General features: G+C 28.5%; 22 protein-coding genes. 20 read left to right on the top strand and 2 right to left on the bottom strand.

Going from position 1 to position 19,816, the window contains the following annotated elements; genetic code table 11:
• The first annotated feature begins 277 nt into the window (after positions 1–277).
• The 4 genes from GOQ27_RS00845 to GOQ27_RS00830 all read left to right on the top strand — a co-directional run bounded on the left by GOQ27_RS00845 (position 278) and on the right by GOQ27_RS00830 (position 3,870).
• The gene (locus tag GOQ27_RS00845; protein ID WP_203364918.1) at positions 278–1,339 is read left to right on the top strand and encodes a YkvI family membrane protein; all 1,062 of its coding nucleotides are present in this window, start codon (positions 278–280) and stop codon (positions 1,337–1,339) included.
• Positions 1,340–1,494: 155 nt separating this feature from the next.
• Entirely contained in the window at positions 1,495–2,562 is a 1,068-nt protein-coding gene (locus GOQ27_RS00840; protein WP_203364917.1) for a DUF5711 family protein, read from the top strand.
• Between the two features lies 1 nt (position 2,563).
• Positions 2,564–3,229 carry a CvpA family protein gene (locus tag GOQ27_RS00835; protein WP_203364916.1) on the top strand — a complete coding sequence of 222 codons (666 nt, stop codon included), beginning with the start codon at positions 2,564–2,566 and terminating at the stop codon, positions 3,227–3,229.
• Positions 3,230–3,240: 11 nt separating this feature from the next.
• Positions 3,241–3,870, top strand: coding sequence for a hypothetical protein (locus tag GOQ27_RS00830; RefSeq protein WP_203364915.1), 630 nt, complete (start codon positions 3,241–3,243; stop codon positions 3,868–3,870).
• Between the two features lie 20 nt (positions 3,871–3,890).
• Here GOQ27_RS00830 and GOQ27_RS00825 read toward each other — a convergent pair whose 3' ends face one another.
• Entirely contained in the window at positions 3,891–5,165 is a 1,275-nt protein-coding gene (locus tag GOQ27_RS00825; protein ID WP_203364914.1) for an SHOCT-like domain-containing protein, read from the bottom strand.
• A 24-nt stretch (positions 5,166–5,189) separates the two neighbouring features.
• The gene (locus tag GOQ27_RS00820; RefSeq protein ID WP_203364913.1) at positions 5,190–5,552 is read right to left on the bottom strand and encodes a DUF2089 domain-containing protein; all 363 of its coding nucleotides are present in this window, start codon (positions 5,550–5,552) and stop codon (positions 5,190–5,192) included.
• A gap of 274 nt (positions 5,553–5,826) precedes the next feature.
• Here GOQ27_RS00820 and yedF point away from each other — a divergent pair, with 274 nt between their 5' ends.
• The 16 genes from yedF (at position 5,827) to GOQ27_RS00740 (ending at position 19,430) form a co-directional block, all read left to right on the top strand.
• Entirely contained in the window at positions 5,827–6,435 is a 609-nt protein-coding gene (gene yedF, locus GOQ27_RS00815) for a sulfurtransferase-like selenium metabolism protein YedF (protein ID WP_203364912.1), read from the top strand.
• Between the two features lie 31 nt (positions 6,436–6,466).
• The gene (locus GOQ27_RS00810) at positions 6,467–6,733 is read left to right on the top strand and encodes a putative Se/S carrier protein (protein WP_203364911.1); all 267 of its coding nucleotides are present in this window, start codon (positions 6,467–6,469) and stop codon (positions 6,731–6,733) included.
• A 12-nt stretch (positions 6,734–6,745) separates the two neighbouring features.
• Complete coding sequence (locus GOQ27_RS00805; protein ID WP_203364910.1) at positions 6,746–7,591, top strand: mechanosensitive ion channel family protein; 846 nt, start codon at positions 6,746–6,748, stop codon at positions 7,589–7,591.
• Between the two features lie 93 nt (positions 7,592–7,684).
• On the top strand, positions 7,685–7,882 hold the full coding sequence (locus tag GOQ27_RS00800) for a DUF951 domain-containing protein (RefSeq protein WP_203364909.1): 198 nt from the start codon (positions 7,685–7,687) through the stop codon (positions 7,880–7,882).
• A 96-nt stretch (positions 7,883–7,978) separates the two neighbouring features.
• A complete protein-coding gene (locus GOQ27_RS00795; RefSeq protein ID WP_203364908.1) occupies positions 7,979–9,160 on the top strand; it encodes an aminotransferase-like domain-containing protein in 1,182 nt (393 codons plus the stop codon).
• A gap of 164 nt (positions 9,161–9,324) precedes the next feature.
• Positions 9,325–9,609, top strand: a complete 285-nt coding sequence (gene rpsF, locus GOQ27_RS00790; protein ID WP_203364907.1) for a 30S ribosomal protein S6 — start codon at positions 9,325–9,327, stop codon at positions 9,607–9,609.
• Between the two features lie 20 nt (positions 9,610–9,629).
• Positions 9,630–10,082 (top strand): single-stranded DNA-binding protein, encoded by a 453-nt coding sequence (locus tag GOQ27_RS00785; protein ID WP_203364906.1) that lies wholly within the window; start codon positions 9,630–9,632, stop codon positions 10,080–10,082.
• A 14-nt stretch (positions 10,083–10,096) separates the two neighbouring features.
• Complete coding sequence (gene rpsR, locus GOQ27_RS00780) at positions 10,097–10,324, top strand: 30S ribosomal protein S18 (RefSeq protein ID WP_203364905.1); 228 nt, start codon at positions 10,097–10,099, stop codon at positions 10,322–10,324.
• Between the two features lie 227 nt (positions 10,325–10,551).
• Positions 10,552–10,881 carry a MazG-like family protein gene (locus tag GOQ27_RS00775; RefSeq protein WP_203364904.1) on the top strand — a complete coding sequence of 110 codons (330 nt, stop codon included), beginning with the start codon at positions 10,552–10,554 and terminating at the stop codon, positions 10,879–10,881.
• A gap of 12 nt (positions 10,882–10,893) precedes the next feature.
• Positions 10,894–11,841, top strand: a complete 948-nt coding sequence (locus GOQ27_RS00770; protein WP_203364903.1) for a YybS family protein — start codon at positions 10,894–10,896, stop codon at positions 11,839–11,841.
• 13 nt (positions 11,842–11,854) lie between these two features.
• Positions 11,855–13,864 carry a DHH family phosphoesterase gene (locus GOQ27_RS00765; protein WP_203364902.1) on the top strand — a complete coding sequence of 670 codons (2,010 nt, stop codon included), beginning with the start codon at positions 11,855–11,857 and terminating at the stop codon, positions 13,862–13,864.
• Positions 13,864–14,310, top strand: a complete 447-nt coding sequence (gene rplI / locus GOQ27_RS00760) for a 50S ribosomal protein L9 (RefSeq protein ID WP_203364901.1) — start codon at positions 13,864–13,866, stop codon at positions 14,308–14,310. The genes GOQ27_RS00765 and rplI overlap by 1 nt, the downstream gene beginning before the upstream one ends.
• A gap of 57 nt (positions 14,311–14,367) precedes the next feature.
• On the top strand, positions 14,368–15,711 hold the full coding sequence (gene dnaB, locus GOQ27_RS00755; RefSeq protein ID WP_203364900.1) for a replicative DNA helicase: 1,344 nt from the start codon (positions 14,368–14,370) through the stop codon (positions 15,709–15,711).
• A 106-nt stretch (positions 15,712–15,817) separates the two neighbouring features.
• On the top strand, positions 15,818–17,023 hold the full coding sequence (locus tag GOQ27_RS00750; protein ID WP_203364899.1) for an FprA family A-type flavoprotein: 1,206 nt from the start codon (positions 15,818–15,820) through the stop codon (positions 17,021–17,023).
• 131 nt (positions 17,024–17,154) lie between these two features.
• A complete protein-coding gene (locus tag GOQ27_RS00745; protein WP_203364898.1) occupies positions 17,155–17,847 on the top strand; it encodes a GNAT family N-acetyltransferase in 693 nt (230 codons plus the stop codon).
• 302 nt (positions 17,848–18,149) lie between these two features.
• Entirely contained in the window at positions 18,150–19,430 is a 1,281-nt protein-coding gene (locus GOQ27_RS00740) for an adenylosuccinate synthase (protein ID WP_203364897.1), read from the top strand.
• The last annotated feature ends 386 nt before the right edge of the window (positions 19,431–19,816 follow it).

The following is a 19,816-nucleotide window of genomic DNA, read 5'->3' as shown; positions in this document are numbered from 1 at the left end:
CTTGGTGGGAGACTGCCTGGGAGAGTAGGACGTTGCTGGTTTTTTTATGTTTATTTTAAACCATTGGACTTTTTTATATAGTCTAATGGTTTTTTATGTAATTCCACTCTTTATGCTCTGTCCCAAGGGACCTATGGTCCCTTGGGCTTCTTCTTCCCCATTTTTATATTTCCCGGGAAAATGTCATATATAGACATAATGTGCATCAAGTATATAAACATATTAGAATATTGCCTCTGAAGTAAGCATAATAATAAATATTTGAAGGAGGTAATATATGAAAAATACAGGATGGATTAAAGCTTCTTTTATATATATAGGAACTATTATTGGAGCTGGTTTTGCTTCTGGAAAGGAAATAATACATTTCTTTGGAGTATATGGAACAAAAGGAATCTATGGTATACTCTTATCTACTTTATTATTTGCAACTTTACCAATAGTTATTTTATTAAGAATAAAGAAGGATAATATAAAGGGATATGATGAGTTTATGATTAAAATACTGGGGAATAAAATGGGGAGGTTTGTAGAAGGTGTATTAACACTATTTCTATTTATTAGCTATTCTATAATGTTAGCTGGTGGAGGAGCTATATTTAGAGAAAAATTAAATCTAAATTATAATTATGGAATGCTTATAATGGCAATTATTACTCTAATAGTATTTATTTTTAGTGTAAAGGGACTCTCCTATGCCAATCTAATATTAATACCTATTCTTGTCATAGGTATTATATATATAGGGTTAAATACAATCTGTATTAATGGACTAGAACTAAGTAATTATAAAGGAGCTACTATCACTAATAATGGTAATTGGTTGACTTCATCACTATTATATTTTAGCTATAACAGTTTATCTTCAATAGTAATACTTACTACTATAAGTAATATATTAAGAAATAAAAAAGAAATATTAATGACAGGTATATTTAGTGGAGGGATACTAGGTATTATGGCTTTATTTATATTGCTACCTATTCTGATTAAATATAGTGATGTATTTGGATTTGAAGTTCCTATGCTTGCAATTGCTTCCAGTATAAGTAAAAAATACATTAATCCTTATACCTTTATACTTATATCGGCAATGTTTACTACTGCAATTGCCAGTGGTTTTAGTTTAATAATAAGACTTTCAAAAACTTTATCATTAAATAAAAATATAATAGCTATCGTCCTTCCAATGGCTACATTACCTGTCTCAAATCTAGGATTTTCTAAATTAGTAACTACATTATATCCCTTGTTTGGATATCTTGGTCTATTTATAATATTAGTTATATTTATAGAAGGTTTATTGAGAATATTGCCGATTAGATTATTTTTAAAATAGTGTACACTTATATTATTTTTATTAATATTTCTTGTTTTCTAATATTTTTTAATAAAATTATATATTAAATATGGAATTTAAATAAAGGAATAAAATAATTAACATAGAAAATTATTATTATGGATATTAAATGTATTATTTCAGGGGGATAAATAATGAGTAATAATGAAACTGTACTAATGAAGAAAGTAATGTTAATATTTTCAGTAATAATTTTAGGAGTAGTATTGCTAATGAATAAAAGTAAGATAAATATTCCAACAATCAAATCTACAGAAAATGTAGATTTTCATAATAAGATTAAATTAGATAATAAAATTATTAATGCAGATATTATTGATGAAAGGTTGTATATAAACACTGATAATCAATTATATAGTTATAATCTTGATGGAGAAGAGCTATGGTCTAGGGATATAGAAGAAAATCAAAAAGTAGTCTATGGTAATAATTCTATGTTTATAACAAATAAAAAGGATAATATAATAAAAGTTGGAAATAAAGGAGAAACTGTATGGAGGCATAAAGAAGCTTTTAATGATATGTATTTTTCAGGACAATATATTACTATATTAAAAAAAGATGCTGAAAAAAGAACATTAGAAATATTTGATGAGCTAGGAAGGTCTAAATCAGAAGTGAAAAAAATTAGTGGAGAATTAATCTCTGTAGATATTGATAGACATAAGAGGATAATACTAAACACACTAAATGCTGATGAGAAAGGATTAAATAGTAAATTGGTATATCATAGTATTTATGGGGACAAGCTGTTAGATCTAGTATTAAATGATATAATAGTACATGAGATATATGTCAGAAAAGACAAGAATATTTTAATAGGAGATAGTAGAATTTTAATTATAAAAGATGATAAGATTGAATTTAGCAAAGAACTTAGTGGAAAAATAGTTGATTATGATATAGACATTGAAGAAAACGCCCTATATTTAGTTACTAAAGGTAAAGATAGAGCAGTTGTAAAATTAGAGTTAGATACAGGAGAAATACTACAAAAAAAAGTTGATGATAACTATAGTAGTATTATTATAAAAGATACAAATATAGCTATTTATTCTGAAAGTGATATACAAGTAATAAATAAAAAATTAGATGAAGATAAGTATATAGACATCGGAAAAGAAATAAATAAAATAATATCTCATAATAATCAGATGTATGTTGTTATTGATGATCATATTATTACATTAAAGGAGGATTAATTTGACCATAGTAGACATAATTATAATCATAATCATAGTATTAACAGGCTTAGAAGGGTTTAATAAGGGTTTTATATTATCAGCCTTTAGCCTTTTAGGCACTATAATAGCTTTATTAATAGCTAAGCAATATTACCATTTGATATCAAGTTTTTTAATTAACAATACAAATATATATATATGGCTTTATAAAAGGGTATTTCCTAAGATAAGTAGTATTGTAGAGGGAGAAGGATCTCTTACTCTAGATACTTTACTTAAGATTATTAAAATACCTGAAATACTTATAAACAATGATATGCAGGGTATAGATTATAGTTCAGCTCAAATTCTATCAGATATTATTACTATCTTAATAATAAACATTATAGGTATAATAGTAATATTTATTATTGCTAATATATTACTTTCACTGATAGTTACGATTGTAAATATATTCTTTAAACTACCTTTACTAAACTCTTTTAATAAATTAAGTGGTTTATTATTTGGATTAATAAAAGGGGTATTAATGATATTTATTATCTATGCTATATTGACACCTATAATATCCTTAAATCCCGATGGTTTAATTTCCACACAAACAACTAATTCAGTATTAGGAAATTATTTTTATAATAATAATATAATAATAGGGTATTTAGAAGCTAAAGGATGGAATTATTAGGGGGGAGTATCATGAATAAAAATAATTATATCTTTGGAATAGGGTTAGTGTTATTGGGAATTATCTTATTAATAACGAATATCAGTTTTATACCTAATGATATAATAATGGTTCTATTAGGAATTATACTACTAGGAGTATATTATAAGAGAAAGTCTTCATTAACATTAATAATTGGAGTAATACTTATAGCCATAGGTTTAAAGGATATCATTGACTTGTATACGGATTATGAAATATCATCATTAATTTTTAATACGGTAATTGGAGCTATATTTTTGATAGTTTATTTTAGAAATAATAAAGGGTGGGCAATATATCCAGGTATTATCATTCCAGCTATGGGTATACATGATTTCTTAGAATCAAATGTTTTAGGAGATAAGGAATGGTTATTTTTACTAATTTTATCTATAGCTCTTTATATAATATATTTCATTCAGAAAAAAAGATATCAAATAAAATGGACATTTAATGTTGCTACGATATTATTAGTTATATCAGGTATATCATATATTAATACAGACTATAGGTTAGATATAAAAATATGGAAAATGATTGCATATCTCTGGCCAGTGTTATTAATATTAATAGGGGTAAAAATCTTATATAATAATTATAAAGAAAAAAAAAAGGATTAGAGGTAAGCTCTAATCCTTTTTTAACCTACTTTTATACTACCATTTGTTGTATTTAAATTGAATACTATAGGATCAACATAATCTCCTTCTTTATGAGCTTTTATATTTTTATTTTTATCATTATAATCATATACTAATTGGGGTAAATTTAAGTCTATACTAGAGTTAGTGGTAGTAGCTTCAATTTTGTAAGCTTTATTAAAGTTACTTAAATTAATATATATACCAGAGTTAGATGTACTAAGTTTAATTTCCTTTAATAAGTCTACACCTAAATCATTTACATCTAATTTACCATTAGATGTTTGAGCAAATAAGTAAGATATATTAGAAGATTCTATTTTTATAGGAGAATTAGAAGTACTAATATCAACTTTAGATAGATTATTATTTTTTAATATAATCTTACCATTCTTTGAAACAAGAATACCCTCATCTGATACTGTATCTTCAACCTGTATTGATGCATTTTTAGTAATAGCATTTATTTTATTACATTTAGTATCCTTTAATATTATTCTACCGTTTTTAGTAACTGAATCAATGGTATATGTAGCAGTTAAGTCATTTAAGTTTATAGAACCATTTGTAGTATTAGAGGATATATTTTCAGCCTTTAAATCATATATATTTATCTTTCCATTAGTAGTTATAACTTTAATTTCATTATAAATTTTGACTGGTACAGAAATATCTAATTTTACTCCTATATTAGAATCAAATAAAGGCTCTAATATTATTTTATTATCTTCTTTTCTTAATTCCATAATTTTTTGATCAGGAGAAATTTTATTCTTTTTTAAATAACAAATAGCTTCTACATAGATATAATCTTTACTCCAAGGATTAAGATTTATATTTCCGTTTATACTTTTAATATCTAAAACAGGATTTTTTATATCATTAACGTCTATTTCTAAGGATTCGTTTTTTGTTTCATAATTTCCAAGGATATTTGTGAAACCACCTTTGTCCATGAATGAATCCACTACATCCATGATTTTATCAGTTAATGAACCAGCTCCATCGGAGAGATCTTCTCCCATTTTGCCCATTTTCTCACCAAAATTTTCTCCAAATTTATCAAATTTATTCTCTAATTTTTTACCTAGTTTATCCATTTTAGCTTCAAAATTTTCTTCCCACTCATGATTATCTTGGGGATTAGTTTTTTCTTCTTTAAAATCCTTTGATATATTTTTGTACTCTAGAGCATCTAAGAGTTTAGCTGCTTCTTCTTCTGATATCTTACCTTCTTTAAGCATTTTTAAAATCATAATTTTTTCATCACTCATATATTTCCCTCCTATAATATATATTTACTCACTAAGCAATTTTACAGCTTCATCTGCTGTAATCTCACCATTAGATAATTTAGATAATATTTCTTTTTTATTCATTTTAGGGGCTGATTTAGGACTATATCCTAATGATTCAATTACATTTTCTAATTTATTTCTTACTGTAGGATAAGAGATACCCATTTCTTTCTCTATTTCTTTTATATTACCTCTGTTCTTAATAAATACTTCCACAAAATCTTTTTGATTATCATCTAGCTTACAAAATTTGCATTGAGTAAAATTTCCTTCGATAGCAGTTCCACAACTATTACATTGTAATCGAGTTATATTTAAGTTATCATTACATACTGGACATTTTCCTAGAGCTTCTTTTTTCATAAAATTCCTCCTTATTAAATATTTTTATAAGCATATTAAATAATTTAAAGCATTTTTAGAATTATCTAAAAATTCCTTATCTTTAACTACATAATATTATTTATAATTAAATATGTCAATAGTAATATTAAAATAATTAATATTATAATTAAAATAATTAAGTATTTGATTTATCTATAATATAGTAACTTATAATAGATAATATCTATAATAAGTTACTTATTTATATAAAGTGATATAATTAATATAGTATAAATTATTAGGAGGTTTGAAAATGATAAGAGAAATAGATGCCAAAGGAGAACCTTGTCCTAAACCCGTGATAATGACTAAAAAAGCATTAGAAGAAATAGAAGAGGGCACTGTATCTACAATTGTAGATAATGAAGTAGCTAAAGAAAATATTTCGAAATTAGCAAATAGCATGAATTTTAAATATGATGTAGAGAAAACTAAAGAGGATCATTTTATAATAAATATTATTAAAGGTGAAGAAGTAAAATTAAAAGAAGAAGTAAATTCAAATGTTTGTGAACCTAATATATTTAAAGATACCACTATTGTTATAGGTTCTGATAAGATGGGAGAAGGATCAGAAGAATTGGGTAAAATTTTAATGAAAGGATTCATATACACACTGACTGAATCTTTACCTTACCCTGCTACAATTTTATTATTTAATGATGGTGTTAAATTAACAGTAGAAGGATCTGAGTCTATAGATGATTTTGAAATCCTTCAAGAACAAGGAGTAGAGATATTATCCTGTGGTACTTGTCTAAATTATTATGAAATAGCTGATAAATTAAAAGTTGGTGAAGTTACAAATATGTATACAATAGTAGAGAAAATGAAGAATGCCACAAATACTATAACTATATAGAACTAAAGATAAGAATTAAGGAGTGAATGTAGTGTTAGACAGGGAAATATATGTAATAACTTTCGACTCAACTCATCATGCAATAAAAGCAGAAAAAGAGATAAAAAAAGAAGATATTAATATTAAAACCATACCTACTCCTAGGGAGGTATCTGTGAGTTGTGGATTATCTCTTAAATTTGATTATATTGATTTAAATAGGATAAAAAGTATAATACAAGTTAACAATCTTTCTATTAGTGGTATATATAAAATTATAAAAAAAGAAAATGGAAAGGTTGCAGAAAAATTAAATTAAAGAGGTGTTGGGATGGATTTAAATTTAAAAGAATTCACTTTAGATACAGATTTAATATTTAAAATACTATCTAGTGGATTACAAGTAGTATTAATATTATTTATTACTGGAGTAATTGTAGCAGTAATAAATAAGTTGATCACAAAGTTTTTTGAAACTAGAAAAAGTTCTAAGTTTAAAATGAATCAGGCAAAAGCTGATACTTTATCATCTACAGCAAAGAGTGTAGCTAAGTATGTTATCTACTTTATTGCGGGAGTTTCAATATTAGAAGTCTTCGGTGTAGACACCAAAGGTATAATAGCTGCTGCTGGGATAGGTGCAATAGCTATAGGTTTTGCCGCTCAAAACTTAGTAGAAGATATTATAACTGGTTTTTTTATTTTATTTGAAGATCAATTTTCAGTAGGAGATTATATAGCTGTACAAGGGATAGATGGTATTGTAGAAGAGCTTGGGTTAAGAATAACTAAAGTAAGAGGATTTGATGGATCTTTAAACATAATTCCTAATAGACAAATAGAAATTGTTACAAATAAAGTAAGAGGAAATATGAGAGCCTGGGTTGATGTAGGAATAGCATATGAAGAAGATATAGATAAGGCAATAGAGGTTGTTACTAAGGTGGCTGAAGAATACGGTAAAGAAAATCAAGATATAGTGGAAGGACCTACTGTATTAGGAGTTTCTAACCTAGGTAGTTCTGATGTTGTTATATCTGTTATTGCTAAGACAAAGCCAATGGCTCAATGGTCCGTAGAAAGGGAACTTAGAAAGAGAATTAAAAATACTTTTGATAAAGAAAAAATCGAAATACCTTATCAAAAAAGAGTTATATATAATAAAAGAGATGAATAATTTAAAAAAAATGATTTTTTGTATATAATAAAGACAGGGTTAATATTAACTCTGTCTTTATGGTGTTTAAGAAATTATTTTAGGAGGAAATCTATGAATACTATAGGAATTAAATCAGGAGATATAATAAAATTAAAAAAGATTCATCCCTGTGGAGAAGATAAATGGGAAGTATTACGACCAGGGGTTGATTTTAAGTTAAAGTGCTTAGGTTGTGAGAGGATTGTTTGGGTCCCAAGAAGAAAATTAGATAAAAGAATAAAATCTATAGTTGAAAAAAAGGAAGATTAATTCTTAAACAAAATGTAATTGGACAAATAATTTTATAAATAGTAAACTATATAATGAGGAAAACGTTTGATTTCAAAAATAAATGGGGGTGCGATAATGACTTTAGATTATTCAGAAAGAATGGGTAGTATTAAAGCATCAGAAATTAGAGAACTACTTAAATTAACTCAAAAACCTGAAATAATATCATTTGCAGGAGGATTACCTGCTCCAGAACTATTTCCTGTTGAAATAGTTAAGGAAATGTCTGCAGAGGTTTTAGATGAAATGGGGACTCAGGCTCTTCAATATGGACCTACAGAAGGATTTGATCCATTAAGAGAGAAAATCGCTAAAAGAATGAAAAAGTTTGGTGTGGATACAGAAGCAAAAAATATACTAATTACTAGTGGATCCCAGCAAGGACTTGATTTTACTGGCAAGATATTCTTAGATAAAGATGACGTAGTATTATGTGAGAGTCCTAGTTACTTAGGAGCGCTAAATGCATTTAAAGCATATCAACCTAAGTTTATTGAAGTACCAACTGATAATGATGGTATGAATATGGATGAATTAGAAAAGATTTTAGAAAGTACTGATAATATTAAAGTGATTTATGTTATTCCAGATTTCCAAAATCCATCAGGAAGAACATGGTCAGTAGAAAGAAGAAAAAGAATTATAGAATTAGCTAATAAACATAATCTACCTATAGTAGAGGATAATCCTTATGGGGAATTAAGATTTGAAGGTGAAATGCCTCCTTCAATTAAATCTTTTGATACAGAAGGTAGAGTAATATTCTTAGGAACTTTCTCCAAAACTTTCTGTCCAGGGTTTAGACTAGGATGGACATGTGCTGAGTATGAAGTATTAAACAAATATATACTGATTAAGCAGGGAGCAGATTTACAAGCTAGTACATTATCTCAAATGATATTAGATAGATTCCTAACTAAATATGATTTAGATGAGCATATTGAAAAGATTAAAGCTGTATATGTGAAAAGAAGAGATCTTATGCTTAAAACTATGGAAGAAGAATTTCCAAAAGAAGTTAGCTTTACAAGACCTGAAGGCGGATTATTTACATGGGTTACTTTACCAGAGCATATAAATGCTAGAGACTTAGCTACTAAAGCTATTGAAAAGAAGGTTGCTTTTGTACCTGGAGGATCTTTCTTCCCTAATGGTGGTAATGAGAATACCTTTAGATTAAATTATTCTAATATGGATGAAGAGAGAATAGTTATAGGAGTTACAAGATTAGCAGAATCAATAAAAGAAATGATATAATTTAAAACCTTGGTCAAATTTATTTGACCAAGGTTTTCTTATGATAAAATAGGAGATTATAAATCTAGAGAAAGTTGCAAATAATAGAGTAAAGTGTTATAATGTGTTGATGGAAACATTCCTTGCCCTTTTTAGGGCCACAAGACCACAAGGAGGTGAAGTAAATGAGAAAATATGAATCAGTATTTATATTTGAAACTAGAGTAGAAGAAGAATCTAGAAATAATATCTTTGACAGATTTAAAGGAATCATAGAGGAAAATGGTTCTATATCAAACATTGATGAGTGGGGAGTTAGAAAACTTGCTTATGAAATTAATGATTTAACAGAAGGATACTACATCGTTGTAAACTTTGAAGCTGAAGCTGATGTTGTTAAAGAGATGGACAGAATTGCTAAGATAACAGAAGGCGTTATGAGACTTATGACTATTAGAGACGAACAGTAATATAAAGGGGGTCGAACTTTATGAACAAAGTAATATTAATTGGAAGATTAACTGCAGACCCAGAATTAAGATTCTTACCCGGAAATGGTAGAGCTGTTTCAAACTTTAGTTTAGCAGTGGATAAGGATCTATCTAGAGATAAAAAACAGGAATTCGAACAACAGGGGAAACCTACAGCAGACTTTATAAGAATAGTTGTTTTTGGAAGATCAGCAGAAAACTGTGCAAATTATCTTGCAAAGGGAAGACTTGTAGCGGTTGATGGAAGATTGCAAACAAGAAGCTATGAGAACGCCCAAGGTCAAAGAGTATATATTACTGAAGTATTAGCTAATTCAGTTGAATTCCTTGAATGGGGAGATAATAATAGCGCAGGAAACAAAAGAGAAAACAATAAGGGAAGCAATGACTCTATGGACTTCTCAGCAGCTGAAGGATTCCAACCTGTGGATGATGACGATATTCCATTCTAAAGGAGGGATACACGATGGCAAGAAGAAATTTTAATAGAAGAAGAAAAGTATGTAACTTCTGTGTAGATAATGTAGAGCATATAGATTATAAAGACTTAACAAAATTAAAGAAATATGTTACAGAAAGAGGTAAAATTCTTCCTAGAAGAATTACTGGAACTTGTGCAGCACACCAAAGACAAGTAACAAGAGCTATAAAAAGAGCTAGAACAGTAGCTTTACTACCTTATACAGCAGAATAAGATATCTAAAGAGGGAGAAATCCCTCTTTTTTTTATCATAATAAATTAATAAGATCTAATAATTAACTCTCATTTTTATAAATTTATACCTGAAAAGTTTTAAATACAATGAAAAATATAATATAATATAAAGTACAGGGTAATAAATGTAAAATAAAATACTTACATAGGATTAGCACTAGGGATGTTAGGTAGATATTTTATAATATAGTTATGGGGTGAGATAAATGGGTTTTAATAATAGGGATAACATAGACATAACTAAGAATATCAGAGTGATAGAATGGTTAAAAAGTGAACTTTTAACTACAGTATCTTCTTTGTTTACTTTGCTTTATAAAGGAGCTAAAGAAGGACAAGAGGCTATTTTAGAGGTTTTAGCTAATATAATTTTAGTCACTTATTTATTGGGAAAGAGATTAGGATTATCATTTGATGAGATTGATACAAAGGTACAGAGTAAAGTGAAACTAGGAATTGCAGAAGACCACAAAATAGAAAAGTGGTATGGAGATTTAAATAGACTCTTAGAGTATTTTAAAAGAACTAGAAAATAGAGGTGAGTTTTTTTGAATTTAAATGACAAAACTACTATGATAACAGAATCCGCAGTTATAGTAACATTAATGACAATCTTTGTTTTTTTAGGGTTGTATTTAATGCCAATAATACTATTTCTTTATCCTATTCCTTTTGTAATATTAGGGGTACGTCATAATGTTAAATCTAGCATGGTAACAATGTTGGCATCATTTATATTAGTAGCCATATTAATTGATCCACTTACATCGGTATTTGTAACTGTAATGTTAGGATTATTAGCAATAATACTACCATTTATGATAAATAGAGAATACAGTTCATACAATATTATTGTTGTTGGAACATTAGGATCTTTTTTATCAATAGCAACAACCTTGATAGTGTCTGGATATGTGGTAGGAGTTAAATTCTATGATATGCTTAAGTTGAATTTTGATTCCATATTAAATACTCAAAAAAACTTATTAAATGAAATGGATTTATCTTCTTATCAAGTAGAGGAAATGATAGATATATTCTCACAAGGATTTGATTATACATTATTAATATTTCCAACTGTATTAATATTATTTTCATTATTCAATACTTATATAAACTATTGGATATCAGCAGCAGTATTAAAAAGATTAAAGTATAAAGATATTAAAGTTCCTATTTTTTCAAATTTTAGGTTGCCTAGTAATATTATCCTTGGTATAGCAGTTATTGGTATTGGAGCGTCTATAATAAACTATTATAAATTGTTTTATTATGATACAATAACTCTAAATATTTATGTGTTAGCAATGTTTATATTCTTTTTACAAGGTCTAGCTGTTATAATGTATCTACTGAATAAAACAAAAATTCGTAGTATATTAAAAGGATTTATTATAGGTATTTTAGTATTATCTGGTGGGTTAATGCCAATAATTGCATTAATAGGGCTAGTAGATACAATATTTGATTTTAGAAGAAAAAAAGGGGTTAATTAGTGGAGGAATAATTATGTCCAATCAAAAAATATTTAAGTTTGTGAACTTTGATAATAAGATATATTTATGGATTATAGGTATCCTTATACTTATTCTATTTTTCTATGAACCCATTATTGCGGGGATTGGGATATTAGTTTTAGGATATTTAATATATTATCATTGGAAGAATGTCCATCTTAGAAAAGTAGAATGGACAAGGTATATAGAAGGACTAATGGAGGAATTTGATTCAGCTACCAAATATGCCATATTAAATCTACCTATACCATTTATGATGGTAGAAGTAGATGGAACTATTAGTTGGTACAATCCAAAATTTAGTGAAATAATTGAAAAAAAAGATATATTAGAAAAAAACATACAGGATGTTATTCCTACATTTAATATGAAGGATATAACTCAAGAAGAAAGTGACAAAAGTATCGAAGTAGTTTTTAAAGAAAGAAACTATAAGGTTTTATATAATATTGTAAAAGTTAATAAAAAAACTTCCAATAAAGATTATCTTGTAATGTTATATTGGTTAGATAATACAAACTTCACCATGCTAAAAGAAAAATATAATGCTGAAAAGATGAATATTTGTCTTGTACAAGTAGATAATTATGATGAAGTAATGAAGGATACAGATGAAACACAAAGACCGATAGTGTTAGCAGAGATTGACAAGAAACTGAATACATTTGCTTCCAGGATGAATGGTTTCATAAGAAAATATGAAAGCGATAAACATATTATTATATTTGAAAATAAATATCTTGATAACTTAGAAAGTAAGAAGTTTGATATATTAGATGATATAAGAGAAATTAATGAAGGAAATAAAATTCCAGTAACATTAAGTATAGGGGTAGGAGTCAATGGTAAAACTCCTGCACAAATCTATGAATTTGCTAAAGGTGCAATAGATATCGCTCTTGGTAGAGGTGGAGATCAGGCTGTAGTCAAGAAGATAGATAAACTAAGCTTTTATGGTGGAAAAAGCAAAGCTGTTGAAAAAAGAACTAAAGTTAAAGCTAGAGTTATATCTCATGCTTTAAGACAACTTATAGATCAATCCGATAAAGTATTTATAATGGGACACCAAGTGGGAGATATGGATAGCTTTGGAGCTTCCATTGGGGTACTAAGTGCAGTTAAATATAGAAATAAAGATGGATATATTGTATTAGGAGATTCTAACCCTTCAATCAAAAATTTATATGAAAAAATAAAGAAAGAACATCCAGAGTATCTAGATAATATAATATCTCCAGAGGATGCAGAAGAAATGGCTACTAAAGATTCGCTATGTGTAGTTGTAGATATACACAGGCCTAAGTCAACTGAAGCCCCAAGACTATTAGAAATTATGGATAAGATAGTTTTAATAGATCATCATAGAAGAGGTGCAGAATTCATAGAAGATCCATTATTAGTGTACCTAGAGCCCTATGCTTCATCTACATGTGAATTAATTACTGAAATACTATATTATTTTATGAATGAGAAGATGGATATAGAGAAATTTGAAGCAGAAGCTTTATTAGCTGGTATAACTGTAGATACTAAGAGTTTTACCTTTAAAACTGGAGTTAGAACATTTGAAGCAGCTTCTTTTTTAAGAAGAGCAGGAGCAGATACCACTTCTGTAAGACAGTTATTCCAAGATGACCTTGAAACATTTATTATGAAAGCAGAAGTAGTAGAGAAGGCTAGAATTGTAGGAGATGGCAAAATTGCCATATCTTCTATGGAGAGGCAGACTAAAGACTCAATCCTTATTGCTGCTCAAGCAGCTGATGATTTATTAAATATTAATGGAATAGCAGCTTCCTTTGTATTAGTACTTTCTGGAGATAGAGTACATATAAGTGGAAGATCTTTAGGAGAAATAAGTGTTCAGCTAATATTAGAAAAACTAGGGGGAGGGGGTCACTTGACAGTGGCCGGAGCTCAACTAGATAATGCTGATATTGATGAAGCAACAGAACAACTTGAGAAAGCTATAGATGAATATTTAGAGGAAGGTGATGAATAGTGAAGGTTATTTTATTAGATAATGTAAAAGGATTAGGAAAAAAAGGTGATTTAGTAAAAGCTAAGGATGGATATGTGAGAAACTTTCTGTTTCCAAAGGGATTAGCTAAGGAAGCTACTGAGGGAAATGTAAAGCAACTTAAAGAACAGAAAAAGGCTAAGAAAATAAAAAAAGATGAAGAAAGAAAAGAAGCAGAAAAATTAGCTGAAAAAATCGCTGAACTCACTGTTAAAATTAAAAGCAAATCAGGAGAAGGTGGTAGGCTATTTGGTTCAGTAACAACAAAAGAAATAGCTACAGCTCTTCAGAAGCAACATGGAATTAAAATAGATAAAAGAAAAATGATATTAGATAATAATATTAAGAGCTTAGGAACTACAATTGTAAAGGTTAAAGTATATCCAGATATTACAGCAGACCTTAAGGTTCATGTAGTAGAAGTATAAGGAATTATAGGTACAGAGTAAGCTCTGTACCTATATCTATATATTAGAGGTGATCATATGGAAGAAAACATTCAAAAACTAGGGAATATTCCTCCTCATAGTCTAGAAGCTGAACAATCAGTCTTAGGAGCAATAATCTTAGATAAAGATGCTATAATAAGTGCTACAGAGATATTAAGACCAGAAGACTTCTATAAAGAGGCAAATGGTGAAATATATGAATCTGTATTAGAAATATATAATAGAAATGAACCAGTAGACCTTATTACCTTATCAGAGGAGCTTAGAAAAAGAGACACATTTGAGGCGGTAGGTGGAATAGGATACTTAACAGATCTATCTGATGGAGTATCTACCACTGCAAATATTAAGTCATATTGTGAGATTGTAGAAGAAAAATCTTTGTTGAGACGTTTAATAAAAGCATCTAATGAGATAATAAGTGAAGGATATAAAGATGATAAAGAAATAGAGAATATTATAGATTTAGCAGAGAAAAGAATATTTGAGATAACCCAAAGAAAGAGCCATGAAGGATTTACACCTATGAAAACAGCTCTTATGGAAACCCTTTCAAAAATTGAGGAGATGTCTAAGAGTGGAGGAGGACTTACTGGAATAACAACAGGGTTTATTGATTTAGACAATAAAACTGGTGGACTTCAGAAAGCAAACCTTATATTGGTAGCTGCAAGACCATCTATGGGGAAAACTGCATTTTCTGTAAATGTAGCTCAAAATAGTGCTATGAAGGGCGAATCAACTGTAGCCATATTTAGTCTTGAGATGTCAAAAGGACAGCTTGTACAACGTATGTTAAGTTCAGAGGCCCATATAGAAATTCAAAAGGTCATTTCTGGGGATTTAACTGAAGATGAATGGGTTAGACTAAGCAAAGCAATGGGACCTTTGGCTCAAGCTAAAATATACATTGATGATACTCCCGCTATATCCTTAGCTGAAATGAAGGCTAAATGTAGAAAACTTAAAATAGAGCAAGGTTTAGATTTAGTTATGATAGATTATATTCAATTAATGAGTGGAGATGGAAGAACTGAAAATAGACAACAGGAAATATCTAAAATATCTAGAGGGTTAAAAGAAATGGCTAGAGAATTAGATATATCTGTTATTGCATTATCTCAGTTATCCCGTGCACCAGAATTAAGATCTGATCATAGACCTATAATGTCAGACTTAAGAGAGTCTGGAGCAATAGAGCAGGATGCCGATGTTGTCATGATGCTTTATAGAGATGAGTATTACCATCCAGATACAGAGAAGAAAAACATAGGAGAAGTAATAATAACAAAGCAACGTAATGGTCCTACAGGGACTGTAGAGCTAGTATGGATGGGACAGTTCACTAAATTCTTAAACATGGAAAAATTCAGAGAATAGTAAGTATATATTTAAACCTTTTATGGAAAGAAATGCATGTTTATGATGTATATACATTGGGTAAATATAAAACAATGAATATATTCATCATGGAGGTAATTAATCAATGGACAATACAAAGGTATTAGATATAAAAAAGGACGTTAAATGGATAGGGATTTTAGATCCTACCCTTATAACCTTTGATGTAGTAATGGAGACAAAATATGGTACAACATATAACTCTTATTTTATAGATGCAGATAAAAAAGCTATAATAGAAACATCTAAAGAAACTTATAAATCAGAATATATTGAGAAAGTTAAAAAAGTAGTTAATCCAGAAGAAATAGAATATATTATATTAGATCATACAGAACCAGATCATTCTAGTAATCTTAAGCACCTTTTAAAGATTGCACCAAATGCTACAGTTGTGGCATCTAAATCAGCAATTAATTTTCTAAAACATATGATAGATTTTGAATTTGATTATATGATAGTAAAAGATGGAGATACATTAGATTTAGGAAATAAGACCCTAAGATTTATAGCTGCACCATTCTTACATTGGCCTGATTCTATATACACCTATTTAGAAGAAGATAAGATACTTTTCACATGTGATTCCTTTGGGTGTCACTATTGTGATGAAAAAATGTTTGATGATGAAGTTGGCAATTTTGATGATGCATTTAAATACTATTTTGATGTTATCTTGAAGCCTTTTAGTAATTTTATGTTAAAAGCAATAGATAAGATAGAAGGTTTAGACATAGATGTTATTGCACCAGGACATGGACCAATATTAAGAAGTAATTGGAAAAAATATGTTGAATGGTCAAGGAAATTATCTCAACCTATGGAAACTGACAAACATAGAGTATTTATACCATATGTATCAGCCTATGGAAATACTAAAAAGATGGCAGAAAAAATAGCTGAAGGTATTAAATCTTCTGGAGATATTGAAGTGGACTTATTAGATATAGAACATACTGATATATTCGAATTAGAAGAAAAAGTAGAAAAAGCAAGTGGTATCCTAATAGGTTCTCCTACTATTAACCAAAACACGTTATTACCTATATATAGATTATTTGCAGTATTAAACCCTATTACTAATAGAGGTAAGCTAGCAGCCACATTTGGTTCTTATGGCTGGGGCGGAGAAGCTATAAAGATAATAGAAGACAATATTACTAACCACAAGCTTAAATTAGCTATGGAGGGACTTAAAACAACATTCGTTCCTTATGAAGAAACCTATAAAAAAGCTATTGAGTTTGGAAAGTCTTTCGGAGACAAATTACTTGAAAAAGAAAAAAAATAAATCTTTAGGCTGGGAGTATATAATATTCCCAGCTATTTTATTATAATTATAAAGTCTCTCTAATAACTTTCTAGACCAAGGGAAAAATATATTATATAATCAATTTAAGAAGGTCTAGGGGAGGGCTGTCTATGAGCGTATACACCAAAAAAAGAGTTTCAATAAATAAATTAAGACTTGAAGCTGTTTATGAAATGCGTAACTGGGGTAGACATGAGAGTATGCTATTTAGAGATTATAACTTTCCTAATATGACGGACAAAGAGATACAACAGTGGTATAAGTACAAAGCAAGAGCAAGAAATAAAAAATGCTATGGTATAAGAAATGAAGAGGGTAAATTAATTGGTTATTTAACTATAAGAGAGATAAAGAAGGTTAGAAAATTAGCAACCTTAGGGTTGGTACTAGATCCTAATTATATGAATAAAGGTTATGGAACAGAAGCCCTATTGGATTTTTTAGAACATTTTTTTTATACTCTTAATATGAATAAAATGATATTACAAGTAGCTAAATTTAATAAAAGAGCTATAACCTGCTATGAAAAGTGTGGATTCGCTATTACTAAAGAATTCTATAAGTTAATGGATAGTCAAGATATAGACTTAGAATATGAACTATCTAGAGAAGAAATATATGAGAATTTTAAAACAAAAAAGGATAGGATACATATGGGTTATTACAAAATGGAGCTACCTATTAATGAATATACAAAACGAACAAATAAAAATTATAAAAATGTGCATAACTTTGTGGATATGTGGAAAAGTTTTAGAAAAAAAACACAATATGTTGATAATAATAATATAAAAAACACATAATAAAGTATGATAATAAAAGATATCCTATATGATTAATCATATAGGATATCTTTTATTAGGGACATGCCATGAAAAATTGACGAATGTTATAAAGTGATTTAAAATAAATATTCGTCAATTTTATTGACTGAAAAAGAGACCTCTGATAATATATAGATGGTACTTTGTACAATAACTTATAATTCTAGTTTTCCATCTTAAAGCAATGGAAAAAGGAATTGCATAGTTTTAGAATAATATGATTAACTGTCAGAAAAAGATTTTAATCAGTCTTACTTTAATGAAAAAAGGAGATGTTATTTATGTCAACTCTTGTGATATTAGGAGCCCAATGGGGAGATGAAGGAAAAGGTAAACTAACAGATTATCTCTCAAAGAAAGCAGATTTAGTAGTTAGATACCAAGGTGGGGATAATGCAGGTCATACGGTAGAAATAGAAAATAATAAATACAAACTTCATTTAATACCTTCTGGAATTTTTTATAATGAAAAATCATCTATAATAGGAAATGGGGTTGTTATAAATCCAAAAGCATTATTAAAAGAGATAGAGTATTTAAATAATAAAGGGATTAGTACTTCAAACTTAAGAATAAGTGATAGAGCTCATATAATATTTCCTTATCATATAAAAATTGATGAATTACAGGAAATTAGAAAAGGAAAAGAGAAGATAGGAACTACTGTAAAAGGGATTGGACCATGTTATAGAGATAAGATTGATAGAGTGGGCATAAGAATGTGTGATATTTTCTATAGAGATAGCTTTGAAGAAAAGTTAAGAAAAAATATCAAAGACAAAAATGAAATAATTGAAAAAATATATAATGCAGAGCCATTAAATGAAGATAAAATAGTAAAAGAATATCTAGAATATATAGAGGAAATTAAAAAATATGTAATTGATATAACAGTACTTTTAGATAAAGAAATAAAAAAAGGAAAGAAAGTACTATTTGAAGGGGCTCAAGGGACATTATTAGACATTGATTATGGTACATATCCATACCTTACATCATCTCATCCTACTTCTGGTGGAGTAGCAGTAGGAGCTGGAGTAAGTCCTTTTGAATTAAAGAAGGCTTTAGGAATAGTAAAAGCATATACTACAAGAGTTGGAAAAGGTCCTTTTCCAACAGAACTACATGATAAAACAGGAAATGAAATAAGAGAAAAAGGATTTGAGTTTGGAACAACTACTGGTAGACCAAGAAGATGTGGCTGGCTAGATATAGTTATGTTGAAGTACTCTGTAAGGATAAATGGGTTAACATCTCTAGCACTTACTAAAGTAGACACTTTATGTGGATTTGATAAATTAAAAATATGCACTGGGTATGAATTAGATGGAGAAATTATAGACTATTTCCCAGCTAGTCTAGAAACCCTTTCAAGATGTAAACCTGTATATGAAGAAATAGATGGATGGGGTAGCTTTGAGGATATAGAAGACTATGATCAATTACCGAAGAATGCTAGAAAATATATTGAAAGAATAGAAGAATTAGTAGGAGTAAATGTAGACATAGTATCTATAGGACCTAAAAGAAATGAAACGATAATGAGAAAAGATATATTTTAATCCATAGGCTTAGCCTATGGATTTTTTTTGAAAACAATAGACATGATATTTTATTACAAAAATTCAATAAAAAACATCACAAAAAAAATAGGAAATTTTGTTGACAAGCTTAAAATAATGCTGTAATATAGTAAAAGTGAGTTAGCCACGACCCATTCTCTCGGAAATGGGAAACTCATAAACACAGTAACTAATTCACGACGCATTAGCTCAGTTGGTATAAGTAGAGAACCAAAATCATGTATTTTGATTTTGGGTGAATCACTTAGTACGGGAGAGTAAAGAGTATCACTAAAATCAATTAGAATAATTACAGTGACTAGATTTGACCCATTAGCTCAGTTGGTAGAGCATCTGACTTTTAATCAGGGTGTCCGGCGTTCGAG

It is taken from the genome of Anaeromonas frigoriresistens (assembly GCF_016820655.1).
In the GTDB taxonomy this organism is placed as follows: Bacteria; Bacillota; Clostridia; order Tissierellales; family SIT17; genus Anaeromonas; species Anaeromonas frigoriresistens.
Note: the sequence above shows the minus strand (reverse complement) of the source record. Positions and strands in the feature narration are given on the sequence as shown.